Origin of the sequence: Mycobacterium sp. E3251 (genome assembly GCF_001666835.1) — a bacterium.
Lineage (GTDB): Bacteria > Actinomycetota > Actinomycetes > Mycobacteriales > Mycobacteriaceae > Mycobacterium.
Genome location: NZ_LZJF01000068.1, coordinates 103518 through 119349, shown reverse-complemented (window position 1 = coordinate 119349; position 15832 = coordinate 103518). Strand labels below are relative to the sequence as shown.

Below are 15832 nucleotides of genomic sequence, written 5' to 3'. Positions count from 1 at the left end.
CGGTCGCCGGCCAACTCGCCAAGGCCGCCGGGGCTCGTGTCGTCGGGATCGCGGGTGGTCCCGAGAAGTGCGAGCTGCTCACCGACCAGCTCGGCTTCGACGCGGCCGTCGACCACCGCGCCGACGACTGGGCCGCCCAGCTGGCAGCGGCGACACCGAATGGCATCGACGTCGACTTCGAAAACGTCGGTGGCGACCTGATGGACGCGATCTTCGCGCGCCTCAACATCGGCGCCCGCGTCGCGCTGTGCGGCCTGATCTCCGGCTACAACGCGGCCGATCCCCCGCCGGGTCCGCGCGCGTTCGGCAACCTGCTCATTCAGCGCGCCACCTTGCAGGGTTTCATCGTGCTCGACCACTTCGGGCGCGCGCCCGAAGCGATGACGGAAATCGCGGGCCTGATCGAGGCCGGGAAGCTCACGCCGCTCGAGACCGTCGTCGAGGGCTTCGAGCAGCTCCCGACTGCGATCAACATGCTCTTCGACGGCAAGAACGTCGGCAAGCTGGTGGTCAAGGTCGGCTGACCTCAGCCGAATTCGAGTAGGGCGAAGACACCGCGATACGGCTTCGCGGGCGGGAAACGCCAAAACGCGGGATACAGCTTCCCAAAGAACAAGCCCCGTCCGGCGGGCATCGGTACGTCGTGCACCCCACGGATCCCCGGCACGGATTCCGCGAGCTTCGCCAGTTGACGCACCGAGAGGCTGAAGGGCATCGGCGGTACCCGGTAGCGCTTGGACGAACGCAGCCCCCTTCGCGCGACCTTCTTGACGATCGTCGGCGGTAGGTCGAAGAACATCCATCCGCCGGGAAAGCGCTTGGCGCACTGAGCAATCAGTCCCAGCGCCTCATTGGGCTGCAGGTACATCAGCAGTCCTTCGGCGGTGATGAACACGCCGTTGGCGGTGTCCACCTTGTCCATCCAGCTGTAGTCGAGGGCGGACTGCGCGAGGTGAGTGATCCGCGGAGACGGTGGCAGCAGCCGTTGCCGAAGGTCGATGACCTCAGGCAAATCCACCGACAGCCAACTGAATTGTGCGCCGGGTAGCGCGCGGTCCAAGCGCCAGAAGGACGTCTGGAAACCCTCGGCAAGCGCGACCACCGTCGCCCGGGGGTGCGCGGTCAGGTATTCGATCGCACATCGGTCGATGGCCAGCGAGCGCAGCGCCATCTCCTGGCCTCTGCGCCCGAACTTTTCGAAGTCGAAGTCGAAGGACTCCACCAGTCTGATGGCCATCGGATCGTCGATGATCGGGTCCGGGCGCCCGGCCTGGTATGCCCTGCCGTAGAGGGTCAGCAGCGCCGTTTCCGAAACACCGGTCAGCAGCCTGGCATCCACCTTCTGGCCGTGTCGATTCGTCATCGCGCCAAACCGTAACCGGCTCAGCGCCGAATGTGGATGCCCACGCGCCGTCGGTGCCGAGCGGCTAGGCCGGTGCGGAAGCCGGATCGATCGGAATCGCGATCTCGTTGCGACGCCGCATCGGCAGCGTCCAGGGCGGATCGTAGAACCAGGACTCCGCCTCTCCGGCGGTCTTGATCCCGTTGTCCCGCAATGTTTTCAGGAGCTCGTTGGTGCGAGATGCGACCGCCTTGGGGCTGCGATCGCCGCTGAATCGCAGCACGGCTATGGTCGCGGGCGGCACGCTGACGAGGCGGACTCGATCATCTTTGGGCGCGGGAAGGGTCTCCATCGTCCACTTCTGCGGCATGAAGAACCGAATCACCCAGCCACTCTCGGGGCCGGCGGACTGGACGACGGGCGCGGTCATCGCGATCTGCTGGCCGCCCCGGCCCGGCTGCTGGCTGACGGGTGCCGTCATCGAGATCGATTCGTTGCCCCGATTGCCGCCGAATATGTATCCCGCCAGCCGTCGGAACCCCATGTCACGAGCGCGGTTTTCGTCGGCGTCGACTGTCGTCTCGGCGGCAATCCGCGGACCGTAGCGGCGTATCTCGACGCTGTCGGTGAGCGGATGGCGCGTGTATTTCGGTTCCTCGAGGCCAACGCGAATGCCTCCTACCGCCAGGACCGATTCGGCGACCTGCTCGGCGAGCTTGATCGGGTTCATCATCAGGACCATTTGACCGACTCAGCCCTGGGGGCGCAAGGGGTAAGGAGAAGGCGCGGCTTCCGCGCGTGGCGGGTTGGGATCGGTAGCCGATCCGGGGGTCTGTACTTGGCCCAACGACGACGCCAGTCCGGCGGCGCCCCACGAAAGGAAGTCAGAAATGAAGATCGTCCCGGCCAGCATCGAAGAGCAGATCAATCGGGTGGACCGGCAGCGCAGCCTCTACATCGGACTCAGCGCCGGCGCGGTGGCGCTGTGGAGCGCCTTCCGGCTGATCTGGGCCCTCTACATCGGGATGACATTCGGCTGGCTTCTGGGGTCGATGGTCTTCCAACTGGTGCTATGGGGCGTGATCGGTGCGGTCTCGGCGGTCGCGGCGGCCGGGTTCCTGACCCGCTACGCCAAGGGATCTTAACTCGTCCAGAGGGCAGCGCGAAGTTCCGAACCTCCATGAGGTTCGGAACTTTTGCGTTCGGAGGTTAGAGCTGGGCCCGGTGCACGGACCGGATCGATTACCTAGCGCAGCTGTTGGATGCGGATCAGGTTGCCGGCGGGATCGCGGACCGCGCAGTCACGCAGTCCATACGGCTGGTCCGTCGGCTCCTGGACGATGTCGACGTCGTCGGCCTGCAGCTGCTCGAAGGTGCGGTCGAGATCCTTGGTCGCCAACAGCAACGTGGCGTAGCTGCCCTTGGCCATCATCTCGGCGATGGTGCGCCGCTCGTCTTCGGTGATGCCCGGGTTGGCGGCCGGCGGATTCAGGACGATCGACGTGTCGGGCTGGTTCGGGGGTCCCACGGTGATCCAGCGCATCTCGCCCTTTCCGACGTCGAGGCGGACTTCGAAACCGAGGGTGTCGCGGTAGAAGGCGAGCGAGGATTCCGGGTCGTCGTGTGGCAGGAAGCTGGAGTGAATCGTGATGTCCATGGGGTCAGGCTAAGCGGGCCCGGTGACCCGAGCTTCTCGATTCCTGATCGGTCTGGTCACCTGTTTGGCCACGCACGGCGGCATTCCGGCCAGCGCGTCGGCCCCCTGGCGCCGGTAGGTGCTCGGCGGCACGCCGACCAGTTCGGTGAAGCGAGTGCTGAAGGTGCCCAACGAGGAGCAGCCGACGGCGAAACACACGTCGGTGACGTTCAGGTCACCACGGCGCAGCAGCGCCATCGCACGCTCGATGCGCCGTGTCATCAGATAGGAGTACGGCGACTCGCCGTAGGCGCGGCGGAATTCGCGGCTCAGGTGACCGGCGGACATGTGTACGTCGCGGGCGAGCGCCTCGACGTCCAGCGGCCGCGCGTACTCCCGATCGATCCGGTCGCGGACGCGGCGGAGCAGCGCGAGGGTGCGCAGGCGCTGCGCCGCGTCGGGTCCTTGGCGCACCGGTAATCCCTACGCGCCGACCAACTCTGGATGGAACTTGGCCGCCATCCGGCGCAGCCCGTCACGCCAGTCGACCGTCGTGCCGCCGATGAGCTCATGCATCCGGTCGCTGTCCGTGGGATTGCCGCGCAGCGCCTGCTCGCTCACCTCGAAAACCGGTTCCTTGCCCACCAGCGAGCCGAGGTAGCCACACCACTCCTGGATGCTGACCGTTTGGTCACCGCACCAGTTGACGGTGGTCGCCGGAACCGACGCCACCTCCAGCAGCTTCGGAATGGTCGCGATGATGTCGTCCTCGTGAATCGGGTTGTAGCGTGCGGGTTCACCGGGCGGCACCGGGATCGGGATGCCCGCCAGCATCATCTCCATGTGGTAGAACGGCCACCCGCCGTTGTCGCCGTAGGGGACGTTGAGCCGGGCGATGGTGGTGGGCACCCCGAGGGCCCGCGCCATCGACCGGGCGACGACCTCCCCCGCGATCTTGGAGATGGAGTAGGTGGGAAACAGACACTTGTGGTTGTCGCCGAGGGCGGCGGCCTCGGTTCGCGGATTGTCGTCCGGCGGGTCATAGACGGCGGCCGACGAACAATGCAGAAACGCCTTCGCGTCGCGGCAGTGCGCCATGAGCAGACCCACCGACTCCGCATTGGCGGCTAGGTCTTTGTCCCAATTCCCGCTCTTGGCTACCGCCAGGTTAAGGATGTACTCGAAATCGGTTGGTAGACTGGTGAAGTCACCGGCAGCCAGGTTGACCTGCTCGCAGCGGACACCCGCCTTCTCCAGGCCCTCCCGGGCTGCCGGATCGGTGAACCGGGCGATGCCCCATACCTCGTTGTCGGCCGCGAACGCCCGCGCAATGGGGGTCGCGATTTGACCGGTCGGGCCGGTGATCAGGATCTTTGAGCCGCGCATGCGCTGATAGTAGCGACTCAGAGCCCCGGTTGGTCGTCGATGATGCCGAGCCAGATCTGCGCGACGTCGATGGCGACTTTCTCACTGATGAAGGCGTGCTGCGTCCCGGTGTAGATGTCGCGGAAAGCCCGCTCCAAGCGAGTGCCCTCCCGGATCGAGCTGGTGCCCGCAACCAGGTGGGCCCACTCGGCGCAGCTTCGCGCGATGTCGGTGGCGTACACCGCCGCCACCCGCATGTCCGCGCGCAGCAACGGCGTCAGCTCCTCCCCCGAGGCCACCGCGGCCTCGGCGGTGGTGAACGCGTCGAGCACCAGCAGCCGAGCGGCCCGCCAGGCCGCGCGGTGGTGAGCCAGCCCCTTCTGGAAGGTCGGGCGGCTGGCCAGCGAAGCCATGTCACTCATCCGGAACTTCGTCGCCGCCAGCTCCTGGACGTCATCGAGCATGCTCTTGGCGACGCCCAGCGCCCACGACGCGTGGCCTGCGGCGGTGACCGGCATCAGCCCCATCCGGGTGGCCGGCGACGTCCCGCGATACGGCTCGCGCACGAAGAGCTCGAAGGTGCGGCTCGCCGGCACGAACACCTCCTGGGCGCTGTAATCATAGGAGCCGGTTCCCTTGAGCCCCTGGACAAACCAGCCGTCATTGAAGCTGATCTGATCCCGCGGAATCACCGCGACCCGCATCTCCGGGAAGCCCTCGCTGATCCAGCGCATTTCGCCGTTGTCCATGGGAAAGAACCCGGCCGCGACGTACTGGGAGTGCCCGATGCCCGAGCCGAAGTTCCACGACCCGCTCACCAGGTAGCCGCCATCGACGGCGGATCCCTGGCCGTTGGGAAAGAATTGGCCGCCCATCGTGACGCGGTTGTCGTGCGCGGTGAACACCTCGGCGAAACCCTCGTCGGGCAGGTACGCCGCGGCGGCGAAGGAGGACGGCAGGTTGGCGATGCCGACCCAACCGAAAGAGCCATCCTGCCAGGCCATTTCGATCCAGGTCTCGATCATCTCGGTGAACGACGGTTCCGCACCTCCCGCGGGGGCTGGGTTGAACGCGGACATCAGCCCGCTCGCCCACATCTCGTCGACGATCGCCGGGGTGAGGGTGCGCGCCCGCTCGGATTCTGCGGCCTCGGCGCGCACCAGGTCGCGCATCCCGCGGGCAAGCGAGACCACCCGGTCATCGGTGTCGGCTATCGACGTCATTCACCTGTCCCATCATCGCGACGGCATCAGCGGGAAACTGATATCGGTGACCGTACCAACCGCTTTCCGTTCCAAAAACGAAAATCGCGCCGCCGAATGCGAGAGGGCAGCATGATCAACACCATTGCCACGGTTGTCGTGGTAGCGCTCGGTTTGCACATCCTGGTCAAGTTCGCCTTTTTCGCGCTGCCGTATCGCCGGCGTCGCGCCTTGCTGGACAAGCAATACAGCGGCAGGGCTTCGGCGACGACCGCCTCTGATCGCGTGCTGCTGGGCTTCACCGTCGCAATCGCCGTGCTCGTGTTCTGGCGCGGTGTGGACTCCGTCAGTTTCCTTGGCGGATTGTGGATCGGTGCGACGCTCATCCAGTTGTACTTCCACCAGTTCCACCGCCCGGTACCGCCCGAGCGTGCCGCTCCACCCCAGACATCGCCGATCAAAGAAATGTCGTACGCCATCCAGGACGCGCCGTGGCGGCCGTGGCCTCAATTACTCACGCTGTCGGCACTGGTGGGGGCGAGCCTTATCGGGCTGTTCTGGAAGTGATGGCCGTGCAGCGGTCCGCGGAAGTTGCCGCGCCGCGGTCAGGTCTCGCCCTACCGTGGGGGACGTGCGGTGGATCGTGGACGGGATGAACGTGATCGGGAGCCGCCCGGACGGGTGGTGGAAGGACCGCGGTGGCGCCATGGTCGCATTGGTGGAGCACCTCGACCGATGGGCGGCCACCCATGGGGACCGCGTGACGGTCGTGTTCGAGCGGCCACCGTCGAGCGCCATTCCCGCATCGGTGATCGAGATCGCGTACGCGCCCCGGGCGGCCGCGAACTCCGCCGATGACGAGATCGTCCGCCGCGTCCAGGCCGACCCCCAGCCGCACGACATTCGGGTGGTGACGTCCGACAATGGGCTGAGCGATCGCGTAGTCGGTCTGGGCGCCTCGGTCCACCCCGCTGCGAGCTTCCGCGACCTCATCGACCCCCGAGGACCGCGAGCCTCATGAACGCCGGCCGCGGCGGCGCCGCAGTGAACCGCGTTTGCGCAGCCGCCGGGATCGACATCCCGATCATTCAGGCGCCGATGACCTATATCGCCGGTGCCCAGCTGGCCGCCGCGGTGTCCAACGCGGGCGCGCTGGGCGTCATCGAGACCACATCCGAGCAGGGCCGGGCCGACCTGCGGCGAGTCCGCGACCTCACCGACCGTCCGGTGGGCGCGAACATAGCGCTGATCATGAACCGCGACCCGGCCACCGTGGATCTGTTGGTAGCCAACGACATCCGTTTCGTCACCACATCGGCCGGCGATCCGGCGCTGTTCATCGGCCGGCTCCACGATGCCGGCATCACCGTGTTCCATGTGGTGGGCACCCTCGCTGCGGCCCGGAAAGCGGTCGACGCCGGAGTGGACGGGCTCGTGGTTGAGGGCGTCGAGGGCGGCGGGTTCAAGAACCGATTCGGTGCGTCGACCATGGTGCTGCTGCCGCTGGTGGCGGCCGAGGTCGACGTGCCGATCGTGGCGGCGGGAGGGATTTGCGACGCGCGCTCGATGGCGGCCGCCTTCGTTCTCGGCGCCGAGGGCGTGCAGATGGGCACGCGGCTGCTGGCCTCGGCGGATTCTCCGGTGCACGGCAACCTCAAGCGGGCGGTCGTCGCCGCCGATGAAACCTCCACCGTGCTCCTCCCCCTCGACGGCAAACGCATGATGCGGGTGATCCGGACGGCCGCCGCCGAAAGGCTGGACACCGCAACGTCTTCCGGCGACGGCGCCGCGGCGCTGCAACGGGTGCAGCGGCTGTATTTCGACGGGGACATGGACGCCAGCGTCGCCAACACCGGTCAGGTGGCAGGGCGGATCCAGGACATCCCGCCGGCCGCCGAGATCATCGAGCGGATGTGGGCGGGATGCGGCGAAGCGCTGGCGGCCACCGCGGACCGACTCGGGTCGCCGGGGGTTAGCTCGGGCGACTCCTGACGTCGAAGACGACCTGTTCGCCTTCGACCTTGGAACAGCTCACAGCGACGGACATTGGCAGCGCGCAAACAGCGCCTGGACGCCCGCGCTGGGGAAAACGCTGTCGGCGGACCGGGTCAGCCCGCCGCGGCCAGTGCCGCGTCGTAGTTGGGCTCCTGGGCGATCTCGGGGACCAACTCGGTGTAGGTGACCTTCCCGTCGGCGCCGACCACGACGATGGCCCGGGCCAGCAGACCGGCCATCGGGCCGTCGTTGATGGTGACGCCGTAGTCCTCGCCGAAGCTGCTGCGGAACGCCGAGCCCGTCTTGACGTTGTCGATGCCCTCCGCCCCGCAGAACCGCGCGAACGCGAACGGCAGGTCTTTCGACACGCACACCACCGTGGCCCCGCTGGCGGCGGCGCGCTCGTTGAAGGTCCGGACGCTGGCCGCGCACACCGGCGTGTCCACGGACGGGAAGATGTTGAGCACCACGGCTTTACCGCCAAGCTGGTCGCTACTGACCGCCCCCAGGTCGCCGCCGGTCAGGCTGAAGGCCGGCGCCGGGGATCCGACGGCAGGCAGCTCGCCGACGGTGTTGATCGGGTTTCCACGCAACGTTATCTGTGCCATGCGGACAGTCTGCCAAGCCCGCCGAGCATGCCATGGGCCAGGTCCCCATGTCCTAATTGGTGGGTTACAGGGCGTAGACGACATGCCGGGCCGTGCCGAACACTTGAGTTCATGACTCGCAAGGTCGTCATCGCCGGCTTTCCCGGCGTGCAGGCGCTCGACGTGGTGGGACCGCACGACGTCTTCGCCGGTGCATCGCTGCTGACCGGGGGCGGGTACGACGTCGTGGTGGGCTCGGTCGACGGGCAGGCGATCACCACACCGACCGGGCTGGGCTTCGTCGCGGCGCCGCTGCCGGACCCGAACGATCCCAGCGAGAAGATCGACACGGTGGTGCTGCCCGGCGGCGGAGGTGTCGAGGCGGCCCGGTCGGATGCCGAGCTGATCGGCTGGATCAAGGCCGTCGCCGGAAACGCCCGCCGCGTGGTCACCGTCTGCACCGGCGCGTTCCTGGCGGCCGAGGCGGGCCTGCTGGACGGGCAGCGGGTCACCACACACTGGGCCTTCGCCGGGCGGTTGGCCCGTGAGTTCCCGGCGATCGACGTCGACGCCGATCCGATCTTCGTCCGTAGCTCGGACACCGTATGGACGGCCGCGGGTGTCACCGCGGGGATCGACCTGGCGCTCTCGCTGGTCGAAGACGACCACGGCACCGAGGTTGCGCAGACGGTCGCCCGCTGGCTGGTGCTGTATCTGCGCCGCCCCGGCGGGCAGACGCAGTTCGCGGCGCCGGTGTGGATGCCGCGCGCCAAACGGAACGCGATCCGCGCGGTGCAGGAGGCCATCGAGGCGGAACCGGGCGGCGAGCACAGCGTCGACGAGCTGGCCCGCCGCGCGGCGATGAGCCCGCGGCACTTCACCCGCGTGTTCACCGCCGAGGTCGGCGAGGCGCCCGGCCAGTACGTGGAGCGCATCCGCACCGAGGCCGCACGCCGTCAGTTGGAGGAGACCGACGACACCGTCGTCGCGATCGCCAGCCGCTGCGGCTTCGGCACCGCGGAAACCATGCGGCGCAACTTCCTTCGCCGGGTCGGCATTCCGCCGGACCAGTACCGCAAGGCCTTCGCCTGACACTGACGCCTGAAACCGAAAGGACGACACCATGAACCAAATCGCGATCGTGACCTATCCGGGATTCACCGCGCTCGACATGATCGGCCCGTACGAGGTGCTGCGCAATCTGCCGGACACCGAGGTGCGGTTCGTCTGGCACGAGGCAGGGCCGATCACCGCGGACTCCGGTGTGCTAGTCATCGGGGCCACCCATTCGCTGGCCGACACACCGTCGCCCGACGTGATTCTGGTGCCGGGCGGCCCGTCGACCCCGGTGCATGCCCGCGATGAGGCGCTGCTGGACTGGCTGCGGCGGGCGCATCGGAGCGCCCGATGGACGACGTCGGTGTGCTCCGGGTCGGTGATCCTTGCGGCCGCCGGGCTGCTCGAGGGCCGCCGCGCGACGTCGCACTGGCTGACCGTCCCGGCCCTGAAGGCCTTCGGTGCCGTTCCGGTGGGCGACGAGCGAATCGTGCACCAGGGCGACGTCGTCACCTGCGCGGGGGTGTCGGCGGGACTCGACATGGCGCTGTGGCTGGCCGGCGAGATCGGCGGCGAAGGTAGGGCCAAGGCGATCCAGTTGGCGATCGAATACGACCCTCAGCCGCCGTTCGACTCCGGCCATCTGTCGAAGTCGTCGGCGACCACGAAGGCGGCCGCGACCGCGCTGCTGTCCAGAGACAGTGTGAAGCCGGCCAACGTGAAGGCGGCCACGATGCTGGCGTGGGAGCAGGCGCTGGCGGCCGTGCGGTCGCGGCGGCGGGGGCGACAGCCGGTGACCAGTTAGTCAGGCGCCGGGCTGCAGGATTTCGTCGGACGCGAGCCGGCCGCCGGCCTGCAGCCAGGCGGCCACCACCCCGGGCGCATCCCGGTTGGGGTTGTAGATGTCCTCCTCGCTGGAGAACAACCCGTCCCCCGCGTAGACCAGCCGAGTCCAGTTCGGAAACCAGAAGGGTTCGCCCTTGGGGTCCGTCGGATGGTCGAGCAGATTCTTGATCATTACGACGACGGCGTCGTTGTCTTCGTCGTAGGCGGTCCAGTCGGACGGAAATCGCATGTGCGGGAACGGTGCCATAACCGCGACGATCCAGTCCCGCACCGCCTCGCGGCCATGAAACACCCCGTAGTGGTGTTCGGTGTAGACGACATCCTCGGTGAAGAGATCGGCGAACGGTCGCCAGTCGCCCGAGGCGCTGCACCCCTCCACTACCCGCGTGTAGTTCTCGACGGCTTGCTCGATTTCTGCCCTGGTGAATTTGCACATGGCGGACACACTAGAACGTGTTTCGGTTACAGGTCGCTCGTCTGGATAGGGATATGGCATGAACGTCTTGAAGTTGTTCGATCTGCGCGGCAAGCGGGCGCTGGTAACTGGGGCATCCAGCGGCATCGGCAAAAAGGTGGCGCAGGCATATCTGCAAGCGGGCGCCGACGTCGCCATCGCGGCGAGGCGAGCCGAGGGTCTGGAACAGGTGGCCCGGGAGATCGCGGCGGACGGCGACGGCAAGGTCGTGCCCGTTCGCTGCGACGTGACCCAACCCGATCAGGTGACCGAAATGCTGGAGCTGGTGAACGTGGAGTTGGGTGGCGTCGACATCGCGGTCTGCAACGCCGGCATCATCACCGTGAACTCGATGCTGGACATGTCGCCCGAAGAATTCGAGCGCATCCAAACCACGAATGTCACAGGCGTTTTCCTTACCGCGCAAGCAGCGGCCAGGGCGATGGTGCGGCAGGGCCATGGCGGCGCGATCATCACCACGGCCTCCATGTCGGGCCACATCATCAACGTGCCGCAACAAGTGGGCCACTACTGCACGTCCAAAGCGGCGGTGATTCACCTGACCAAGGCCATGGCCGTGGAGCTGGCTCCGCACAACATCCGGGTCAACAGCGTTAGCCCGGGCTACATTCTCACCGAACTCGTGGAGCCGTTGACGGAATATCACCGGCTGTGGGAGCCGAAGATCCCGCTCGGGCGGATCGGCCGCCCCGAAGAACTGATCGGCCTGTACCTCTACCTGGCGAGCGAGGCTTCCAGCTACATGACCGGTTCGGACGTCGTGATCGACGGCGGCTACACCTGTCCGTAGGTCATGCGACGACGACGCGGCGGCCGAAACGGGCGCGCACGCCGGGCGAGAACAGCGCCCGCAACGGCTCTCCCGCGGGGAGAACCATGCTGGCCGCCACCAGCTCGTCGTGCATGTCGACGACGTCGGCCGCGTGCAGTGGCCAGGTTTCGTGTTCGTTGGGTATCCACCAGGTGTGGCCGGCGGTGCGGGTGTGCGCGCCCCATCGGGCGGTGAGCCAGATTTCCAGCGGTGTCGGTTTTACCGGGGCGCCGATGGCGACCTCGATTCGGCTGCGCAGGCCGCGGCGGGGCCACCGGCGCACGCTGTCATAGGTGATGCGGTCGCCGTGCCGTTGCGTCCGCATTTTCGCCCAGGTGTAGGGGACGCCGAGGCCGACCCGGGTGACCGGCACGACCGCGAGACGCGCCGTCTCCAGCGACCGGAACAGCACGCCATGCCTGGCGGCGTCGTCGACCGAATACAGCCGGACATTCGTCTCCGGGAAGCTGCCGAAGTACGGAAGTCGCAGCACCGAGCCAACTTTGGTGCTGTCCATGACGAATGGGACCAACCCGACGTAGGTCATCCCGTCGGCGAAGACGTCGGGCCGGGTACCGGGCGGGTACATCGTCTCGACGGCGTCGGGCCGCACCGGCCAATGGATGAAAGTCAGGTCGCGCCAGCATTGGTCGAAGGTGATGGGACCGCGAAGCGGCGGCGGGATCACCGGGTATCCCTCGAGGCCCGGGCTGTCGCCGGGTTCGGGCGCCGGCCCCCCGGGAGCCGTCGTCATCCCTCCAACTCCCCAAATACCTTTCGTTCGATGCCGGCTTGCGTGGTGGCCGGCAAGACGACGAGGCCCTCGAGTTCCTGACGCGCCAACTCATAGGCCTGCCGTCGTTCCTGCGCTGTCGCGGCGGCATCCGACGCCACGCGAAACAGATTCTGAGCGCGCGCGATCCGCTGCTGGTCCGCCCTGGAGAAGTCGGTGCGGCGTCTGCGTATCGCTTCCGTCTCGGCGGCGTGGAAGGCGGTCACGTAATCCTCGACGGCGGCCCGGTACTGAGCGGCGGTGTCGCGGTCGTCGAGGAGGTCTTCGGCCTTGGTCGGGCGCAGGAAGTCGGCGCGGAGCTTGGCTTTGTGGAAGGCGACGGTGAGCGGATCGCGCATGTCCGTCATGAGCGGAAAGTCGAGCAGTTTGGCCACGTCGAGTTCATACTCGAGCCAGCGGGCGTCGGTACGGCTGTGCTCCTCGAGGACGCGGCGCAGCGACCGCCACTGCGCGACGTGATTGTCGCCGGTGTCCGGTGTTTCCGTCCGCTCGATCCGCGGCGGTTGTTCGGCCGGCCGACGGTTGGCGCTGAACGCTCGCACCGCGGCGATTGTCGCCCCGGCCAGGGGCAGGATCACGATCAACAGCTCCGCCAACCGGATGAGTAAACCCACACGGCCAGGATGCCACTCGCGCAGCGGCTACAGAATCCCGAAGCCGCGCAGGGCTTTTATCCCGAACCAGATCCCGAAAACCACCCCGGCGACGATCAGGATGGGCCGGTCGTGCGCCTGCAGCCAGCGCAACGCCCGGTCCAGGAGGGAGCGTGACCGCTGCGGAGAAAATGCCGCCGCACCCACGATGCTCAGATTCACGCTCGCCGCAAGCGCCACGAAGAGAACGTATGAACCGATATTGGCGGGCCTGCTGAGGTTCGCATCGCCGATGACGCTGATCGCCGCCAGCGTGAATACCCAGGCTTTCACCGACACGGTGATGACACCGGCGCCGATGAGGAAGGCCTTGCCGGGCGTGGCCGACGTCAGCGCGGTCATCCACTTCGGTGGCGGGGCGTTGGGATCATCGTCGCTGAACAGCTCTCGCGCCGCGGTAACCAGAAACAGCAGGGCCACCACCAACAGCACGGTCGACACGATCCAGTGGTGTGGGTGATTCGAGTCGGCTTCGCGCTTTCCCCAATGCAGAATCGTGCCGAAGATGAGTCCTTGCAGCAGGCGTGTGCTGACGTGCCCGGCCACCCAGGCGCCGGCCGCTCGCACACGCGACGGGGTGCCCAACAACATGATCGTGATGACGATCTCGATCGGTTCGAGTGCGCAGCCAAGGATCAATGGGACGAGGCTGCCCCACATGGCGAGCACTATTGCGCTCCCAGCGCCGCGCGCATCTCCGCCTCGGCGATCGCCGCGGCCAGATCAGCGGGCTGTGGGCGCACGGTGGCGTCGATTCGGTCGATACGCCCCGTGAAGCGGAAGTCGTGCCCGTACGGCGCAACCGGGGAGCCGGTGTCGGTGCCGACGTCCAAGGTCTCGCCGCTCATCGAGAACCGGAACGGCACCGTCCGCTCGACGCGGCTGCCGGCGACCACGGCGTCATCGACGCGCAGTGACACCGAGGCGCCCTTGCCCAGTCCACCGCCGTCGTAGTCGAACGAAAGCCCCAGTGCGACTGGGCCTTCCGGTAGTGGTTCGGGGGCTTTCACGGTGGTTAGCTCGTGACCGACGTAGTTGTAGGAAAAATGCGGAATCCCGTCCTGCAGGTACAAACTCCACCCGGCCATCGCCCCGCCCATGCTGATTACCACGCCCCGACCGCCGCCCTTAGGTATGGTCAGCTGCGCCCGCAGCTCGAACGAGGTGCTGGTGTAGCTCAGCGTCACGGGTTCGGGGATCCGCACTTGCCCGGCGTAGTAGGTGACCGAGGTGCGCTCGCCCAGCAGGCTTGGCCGGTTGGCGGGCAGCGCGCGGGCCAGTGTCGCGTCGCTGAGCGGGTAGACGTCGTATTTGCGCGCTTCGGTATCGAAGACGGCCTGCAGTTCCGCGAGCTTGTCGGGGCATTGTGCGGCAAGGTCGACGCCTTGGCTGAAGTCACCCGCCAGGTGGTAGAGCTCCCAGCGTTCAGCATCCCCGAATGGGGTTGCCCGTTGGGTGCGGACCCAGGGCAGTCGACCGTGAAAGCATGAGGCGATCCAGCCGTCGTGGTACACGGCGCGATTGCCGAAGATTTCGAAGTACTGCGTGGTTCGCCGACTGGCCGCGGTCGCGTCGTCGAACGAGTACCGCATGCTGACACCTTGGATCGGCTTCTGTTCGACGCCGTTGACGCGCGCCGGCATCTCGATGCCGGCGGCTTCGAGGATCGTGGGGACGATGTCGATGACGTGGTGGAACTGGCTGCGCTGCTCGCCAGCCGCCGTGATGCCCTGCGGCCAGGAGATCGCCAGCCCGTTACGGGTTCCGCCGAAATGCGACGCCACTTGTTTCATCCACTGAAACGGTGCGTCGAGCGCGCACGCCCAGCCGACGTTGTAATGGTTTTCGCACCGGGGGGTGCCGAAGTCGGCGATGTGAGCCAGCAGCCATTCGGGGTCTTCCGGCAGACCATTTTGAAATGCCGGTGAGCTCCACGCACCGTGTATCGTTCCTTCGGCGGACGCGCCGTTGTCGCCGCACAGGTAAATGAATAGCGTGTTGTCCCATTGCCTCAACTCGTCTATGGCGTCGATGACCCGCCCGATCTGGGCGTCGGTGTGGGCCAAAAATCCTGCGTAGACCTCCATCAGGCGGCGGGCCACCGGCTTGTAGCGATCGTCGTAGTCCGCCCATGCGGGTATTTGCTCGGGTCGTGGCGTCAGGCGGGCACCGGATGGAATGATGCCCATTTCAAGCTGGCGGGCATATGTCCGCTCCCGCAGGGCATCCCAGCCGTCGTCGAACTGGCCGGCGAAGCTATCCGACCATTCCGGCCATACCTGGTGGGGACTGTGGGTCGCGCCGGGCGCGAGGTACAGAAAGAACGGCTTGTCCGGTGCCGAGGTCTTCTGCAGCCGGATCCAGTCGATCGCCTTGTCGGCGAGGTCTTCGGTCAAGTGGTAGCGGTCGCGGCCGAGGTACGGCTCCACCGGTGTGGTTTGGTCGTAGAGCGCGGGTTCGTACTGGGAGGTGTCCCCGCCCAGGAATCCGTAGAAGCGCTCGAAGCCGAGTCCAGTTGGCCAGCGGTCGAACGGTCCCGCGGGGCCGATCTCCCATGTCGGCGTGAAATGTGCCTTGCCGAACAGAGCCGTGCTGTAGCCGCTCAGCCGCAGCACCTCGGCGACGGTAGCTGTGCTCTGCGGTATCACGCTGTCGTAACCCGGTAATCCGTAGGCGATCTCGCAGATGGTGCCCATGTGCGCGCTGTGATGGTTGCGCCCGGTCAGCAGGGCGGCGCGCGTCGGAGAGCACAGCGCGGTGGTGTGAAATTGGTTGTAGCGCAACCCGGCACCGGCGACACGGTCGAGGGCCGGTGTCGCAACGGGGCCGCCGAACGTCGTTGCGGCGCCGAATCCGACGTCGTCCAGCAATACGACCACGACGTTGGGCGCCCCGGCCGGCGGGTGGACGATCGAGGGTTTGATCGGTGTGGAATCGCCTGCAGAGGGGCGGATGACCCCGCTGAAACGTTCATTGCCGCGGGGTAGGTCGGCCATCGCGCCTCCTGATGCTGGTTAAGCTGGTTCCCGGCCGTCCCCCATGCAACTTCGGCGCTTTCACCGTAGCGGGCG

The 15832-nt window shown here is 67.0% G+C and carries 20 protein-coding genes; 8 read left to right on the top strand and 12 right to left on the bottom strand.

Features of this window, described 5'->3' with window-relative positions:
- Positions 1-524 (top strand): NADP-dependent oxidoreductase (locus A5697_RS10570; protein WP_156673239.1); only part of this gene is annotated, 524 nt, incomplete at its 5' end.
- A 2-nt stretch (positions 525-526) separates the two neighbouring features.
- On the opposite strand, the gene A5697_RS10565 is transcribed toward A5697_RS10570, so the two are convergent.
- Complete coding sequence (locus A5697_RS10565; RefSeq protein WP_068010278.1) at positions 527-1363, bottom strand: class I SAM-dependent methyltransferase; 837 nt, start codon at positions 1361-1363, stop codon at positions 527-529.
- Between the two features lie 64 nt (positions 1364-1427).
- Entirely contained in the window at positions 1428-2084 is a 657-nt protein-coding gene (locus A5697_RS10560; RefSeq protein WP_068010276.1) for a heme-binding protein, read from the bottom strand.
- 148 nt (positions 2085-2232) lie between these two features.
- Here A5697_RS10560 and A5697_RS10555 point away from each other — a divergent pair, with 148 nt between their 5' ends.
- Positions 2233-2487: a hypothetical protein gene (locus A5697_RS10555; RefSeq protein WP_068010273.1), complete on the top strand. Its 255-nt coding sequence runs from the start codon at positions 2233-2235 to the stop codon at positions 2485-2487.
- Between the two features lie 101 nt (positions 2488-2588).
- Here the strand turns inward: A5697_RS10555 and A5697_RS10550 are convergent, their stop codons facing one another.
- Genes A5697_RS10550 through A5697_RS10535 form a run of 4 tightly spaced genes read right to left on the bottom strand, consistent with a single transcriptional unit; the run spans position 2589 to position 5566 of the window.
- Entirely contained in the window at positions 2589-2999 is a 411-nt protein-coding gene (locus A5697_RS10550; RefSeq protein WP_068010271.1) for a VOC family protein, read from the bottom strand.
- A 9-nt stretch (positions 3000-3008) separates the two neighbouring features.
- Positions 3009-3452 carry a helix-turn-helix transcriptional regulator gene (locus A5697_RS10545; RefSeq protein ID WP_068010270.1) on the bottom strand — a complete coding sequence of 148 codons (444 nt, stop codon included), beginning with the start codon at positions 3450-3452 and terminating at the stop codon, positions 3009-3011.
- Between the two features lie 9 nt (positions 3453-3461).
- Complete coding sequence (locus tag A5697_RS10540; RefSeq protein ID WP_068010268.1) at positions 3462-4364, bottom strand: NAD(P)-dependent oxidoreductase; 903 nt, start codon at positions 4362-4364, stop codon at positions 3462-3464.
- 17 nt (positions 4365-4381) lie between these two features.
- Positions 4382-5566 (bottom strand): acyl-CoA dehydrogenase family protein, encoded by a 1185-nt coding sequence (locus A5697_RS10535; RefSeq protein ID WP_068010266.1) that lies wholly within the window; start codon positions 5564-5566, stop codon positions 4382-4384.
- A 111-nt stretch (positions 5567-5677) separates the two neighbouring features.
- Between A5697_RS10535 and A5697_RS10530 the strand changes: the two genes are divergently transcribed.
- From A5697_RS10530 to A5697_RS10520, 3 genes are all read left to right on the top strand, one after another.
- Positions 5678-6112 (top strand): hypothetical protein, encoded by a 435-nt coding sequence (locus A5697_RS10530; protein WP_156673238.1) that lies wholly within the window; start codon positions 5678-5680, stop codon positions 6110-6112.
- A 64-nt stretch (positions 6113-6176) separates the two neighbouring features.
- Positions 6177-6566 (top strand): NYN domain-containing protein, encoded by a 390-nt coding sequence (locus A5697_RS10525; RefSeq protein ID WP_067944531.1) that lies wholly within the window; start codon positions 6177-6179, stop codon positions 6564-6566.
- Complete coding sequence (locus tag A5697_RS10520; RefSeq protein WP_068010262.1) at positions 6563-7537, top strand: nitronate monooxygenase family protein; 975 nt, start codon at positions 6563-6565, stop codon at positions 7535-7537. Before A5697_RS10525 ends, A5697_RS10520 begins: the two co-directional genes overlap by 4 nt.
- A 116-nt stretch (positions 7538-7653) precedes the next feature.
- On the opposite strand, the gene tpx is transcribed toward A5697_RS10520, so the two are convergent.
- Complete coding sequence (tpx, locus tag A5697_RS10515; protein WP_067944520.1) at positions 7654-8148, bottom strand: thiol peroxidase; 495 nt, start codon at positions 8146-8148, stop codon at positions 7654-7656.
- 111 nt (positions 8149-8259) lie between these two features.
- Here tpx and A5697_RS10510 point away from each other — a divergent pair, with 111 nt between their 5' ends.
- Together A5697_RS10510 and A5697_RS10505 are read left to right on the top strand one after the other, a co-directional pair.
- Positions 8260-9219 (top strand): GlxA family transcriptional regulator, encoded by a 960-nt coding sequence (locus A5697_RS10510; RefSeq protein ID WP_068010260.1) that lies wholly within the window; start codon positions 8260-8262, stop codon positions 9217-9219.
- 31 nt (positions 9220-9250) lie between these two features.
- Positions 9251-9988 (top strand): DJ-1/PfpI family protein, encoded by a 738-nt coding sequence (locus A5697_RS10505; RefSeq protein ID WP_068010259.1) that lies wholly within the window; start codon positions 9251-9253, stop codon positions 9986-9988.
- Here the strand turns inward: A5697_RS10505 and A5697_RS10500 are convergent, their stop codons facing one another.
- On the bottom strand, positions 9989-10465 hold the full coding sequence (locus A5697_RS10500; RefSeq protein ID WP_068010256.1) for a nuclear transport factor 2 family protein: 477 nt from the start codon (positions 10463-10465) through the stop codon (positions 9989-9991).
- Positions 10466-10523: 58 nt separating this feature from the next.
- Between A5697_RS10500 and A5697_RS10495 the strand changes: the two genes are divergently transcribed.
- Positions 10524-11294: an SDR family oxidoreductase gene (locus A5697_RS10495; RefSeq protein ID WP_068010254.1), complete on the top strand. Its 771-nt coding sequence runs from the start codon at positions 10524-10526 to the stop codon at positions 11292-11294.
- A 1-nt stretch (position 11295) separates the two neighbouring features.
- On the opposite strand, the gene A5697_RS10490 is transcribed toward A5697_RS10495, so the two are convergent.
- The 4 genes from A5697_RS10490 to A5697_RS10475 are packed head-to-tail and all read right to left on the bottom strand — an operon-like array spanning position 11296 to position 15757.
- Positions 11296-12069, bottom strand: a complete 774-nt coding sequence (locus A5697_RS10490; protein WP_082953323.1) for a YqjF family protein — start codon at positions 12067-12069, stop codon at positions 11296-11298.
- On the bottom strand, positions 12066-12722 hold the full coding sequence (locus A5697_RS10485; RefSeq protein ID WP_068010252.1) for a hypothetical protein: 657 nt from the start codon (positions 12720-12722) through the stop codon (positions 12066-12068). Before A5697_RS10485 ends, A5697_RS10490 begins: the two co-directional genes overlap by 4 nt.
- A 27-nt stretch (positions 12723-12749) precedes the next feature.
- Positions 12750-13421, bottom strand: coding sequence for a GAP family protein (locus A5697_RS10480; protein ID WP_067944529.1), 672 nt, complete (start codon positions 13419-13421; stop codon positions 12750-12752).
- A gap of 8 nt (positions 13422-13429) precedes the next feature.
- Positions 13430-15757: an arylsulfatase gene (locus A5697_RS10475; protein ID WP_068010251.1), complete on the bottom strand. Its 2328-nt coding sequence runs from the start codon at positions 15755-15757 to the stop codon at positions 13430-13432.
- Positions 15758-15832 lie beyond the last annotated feature (75 nt).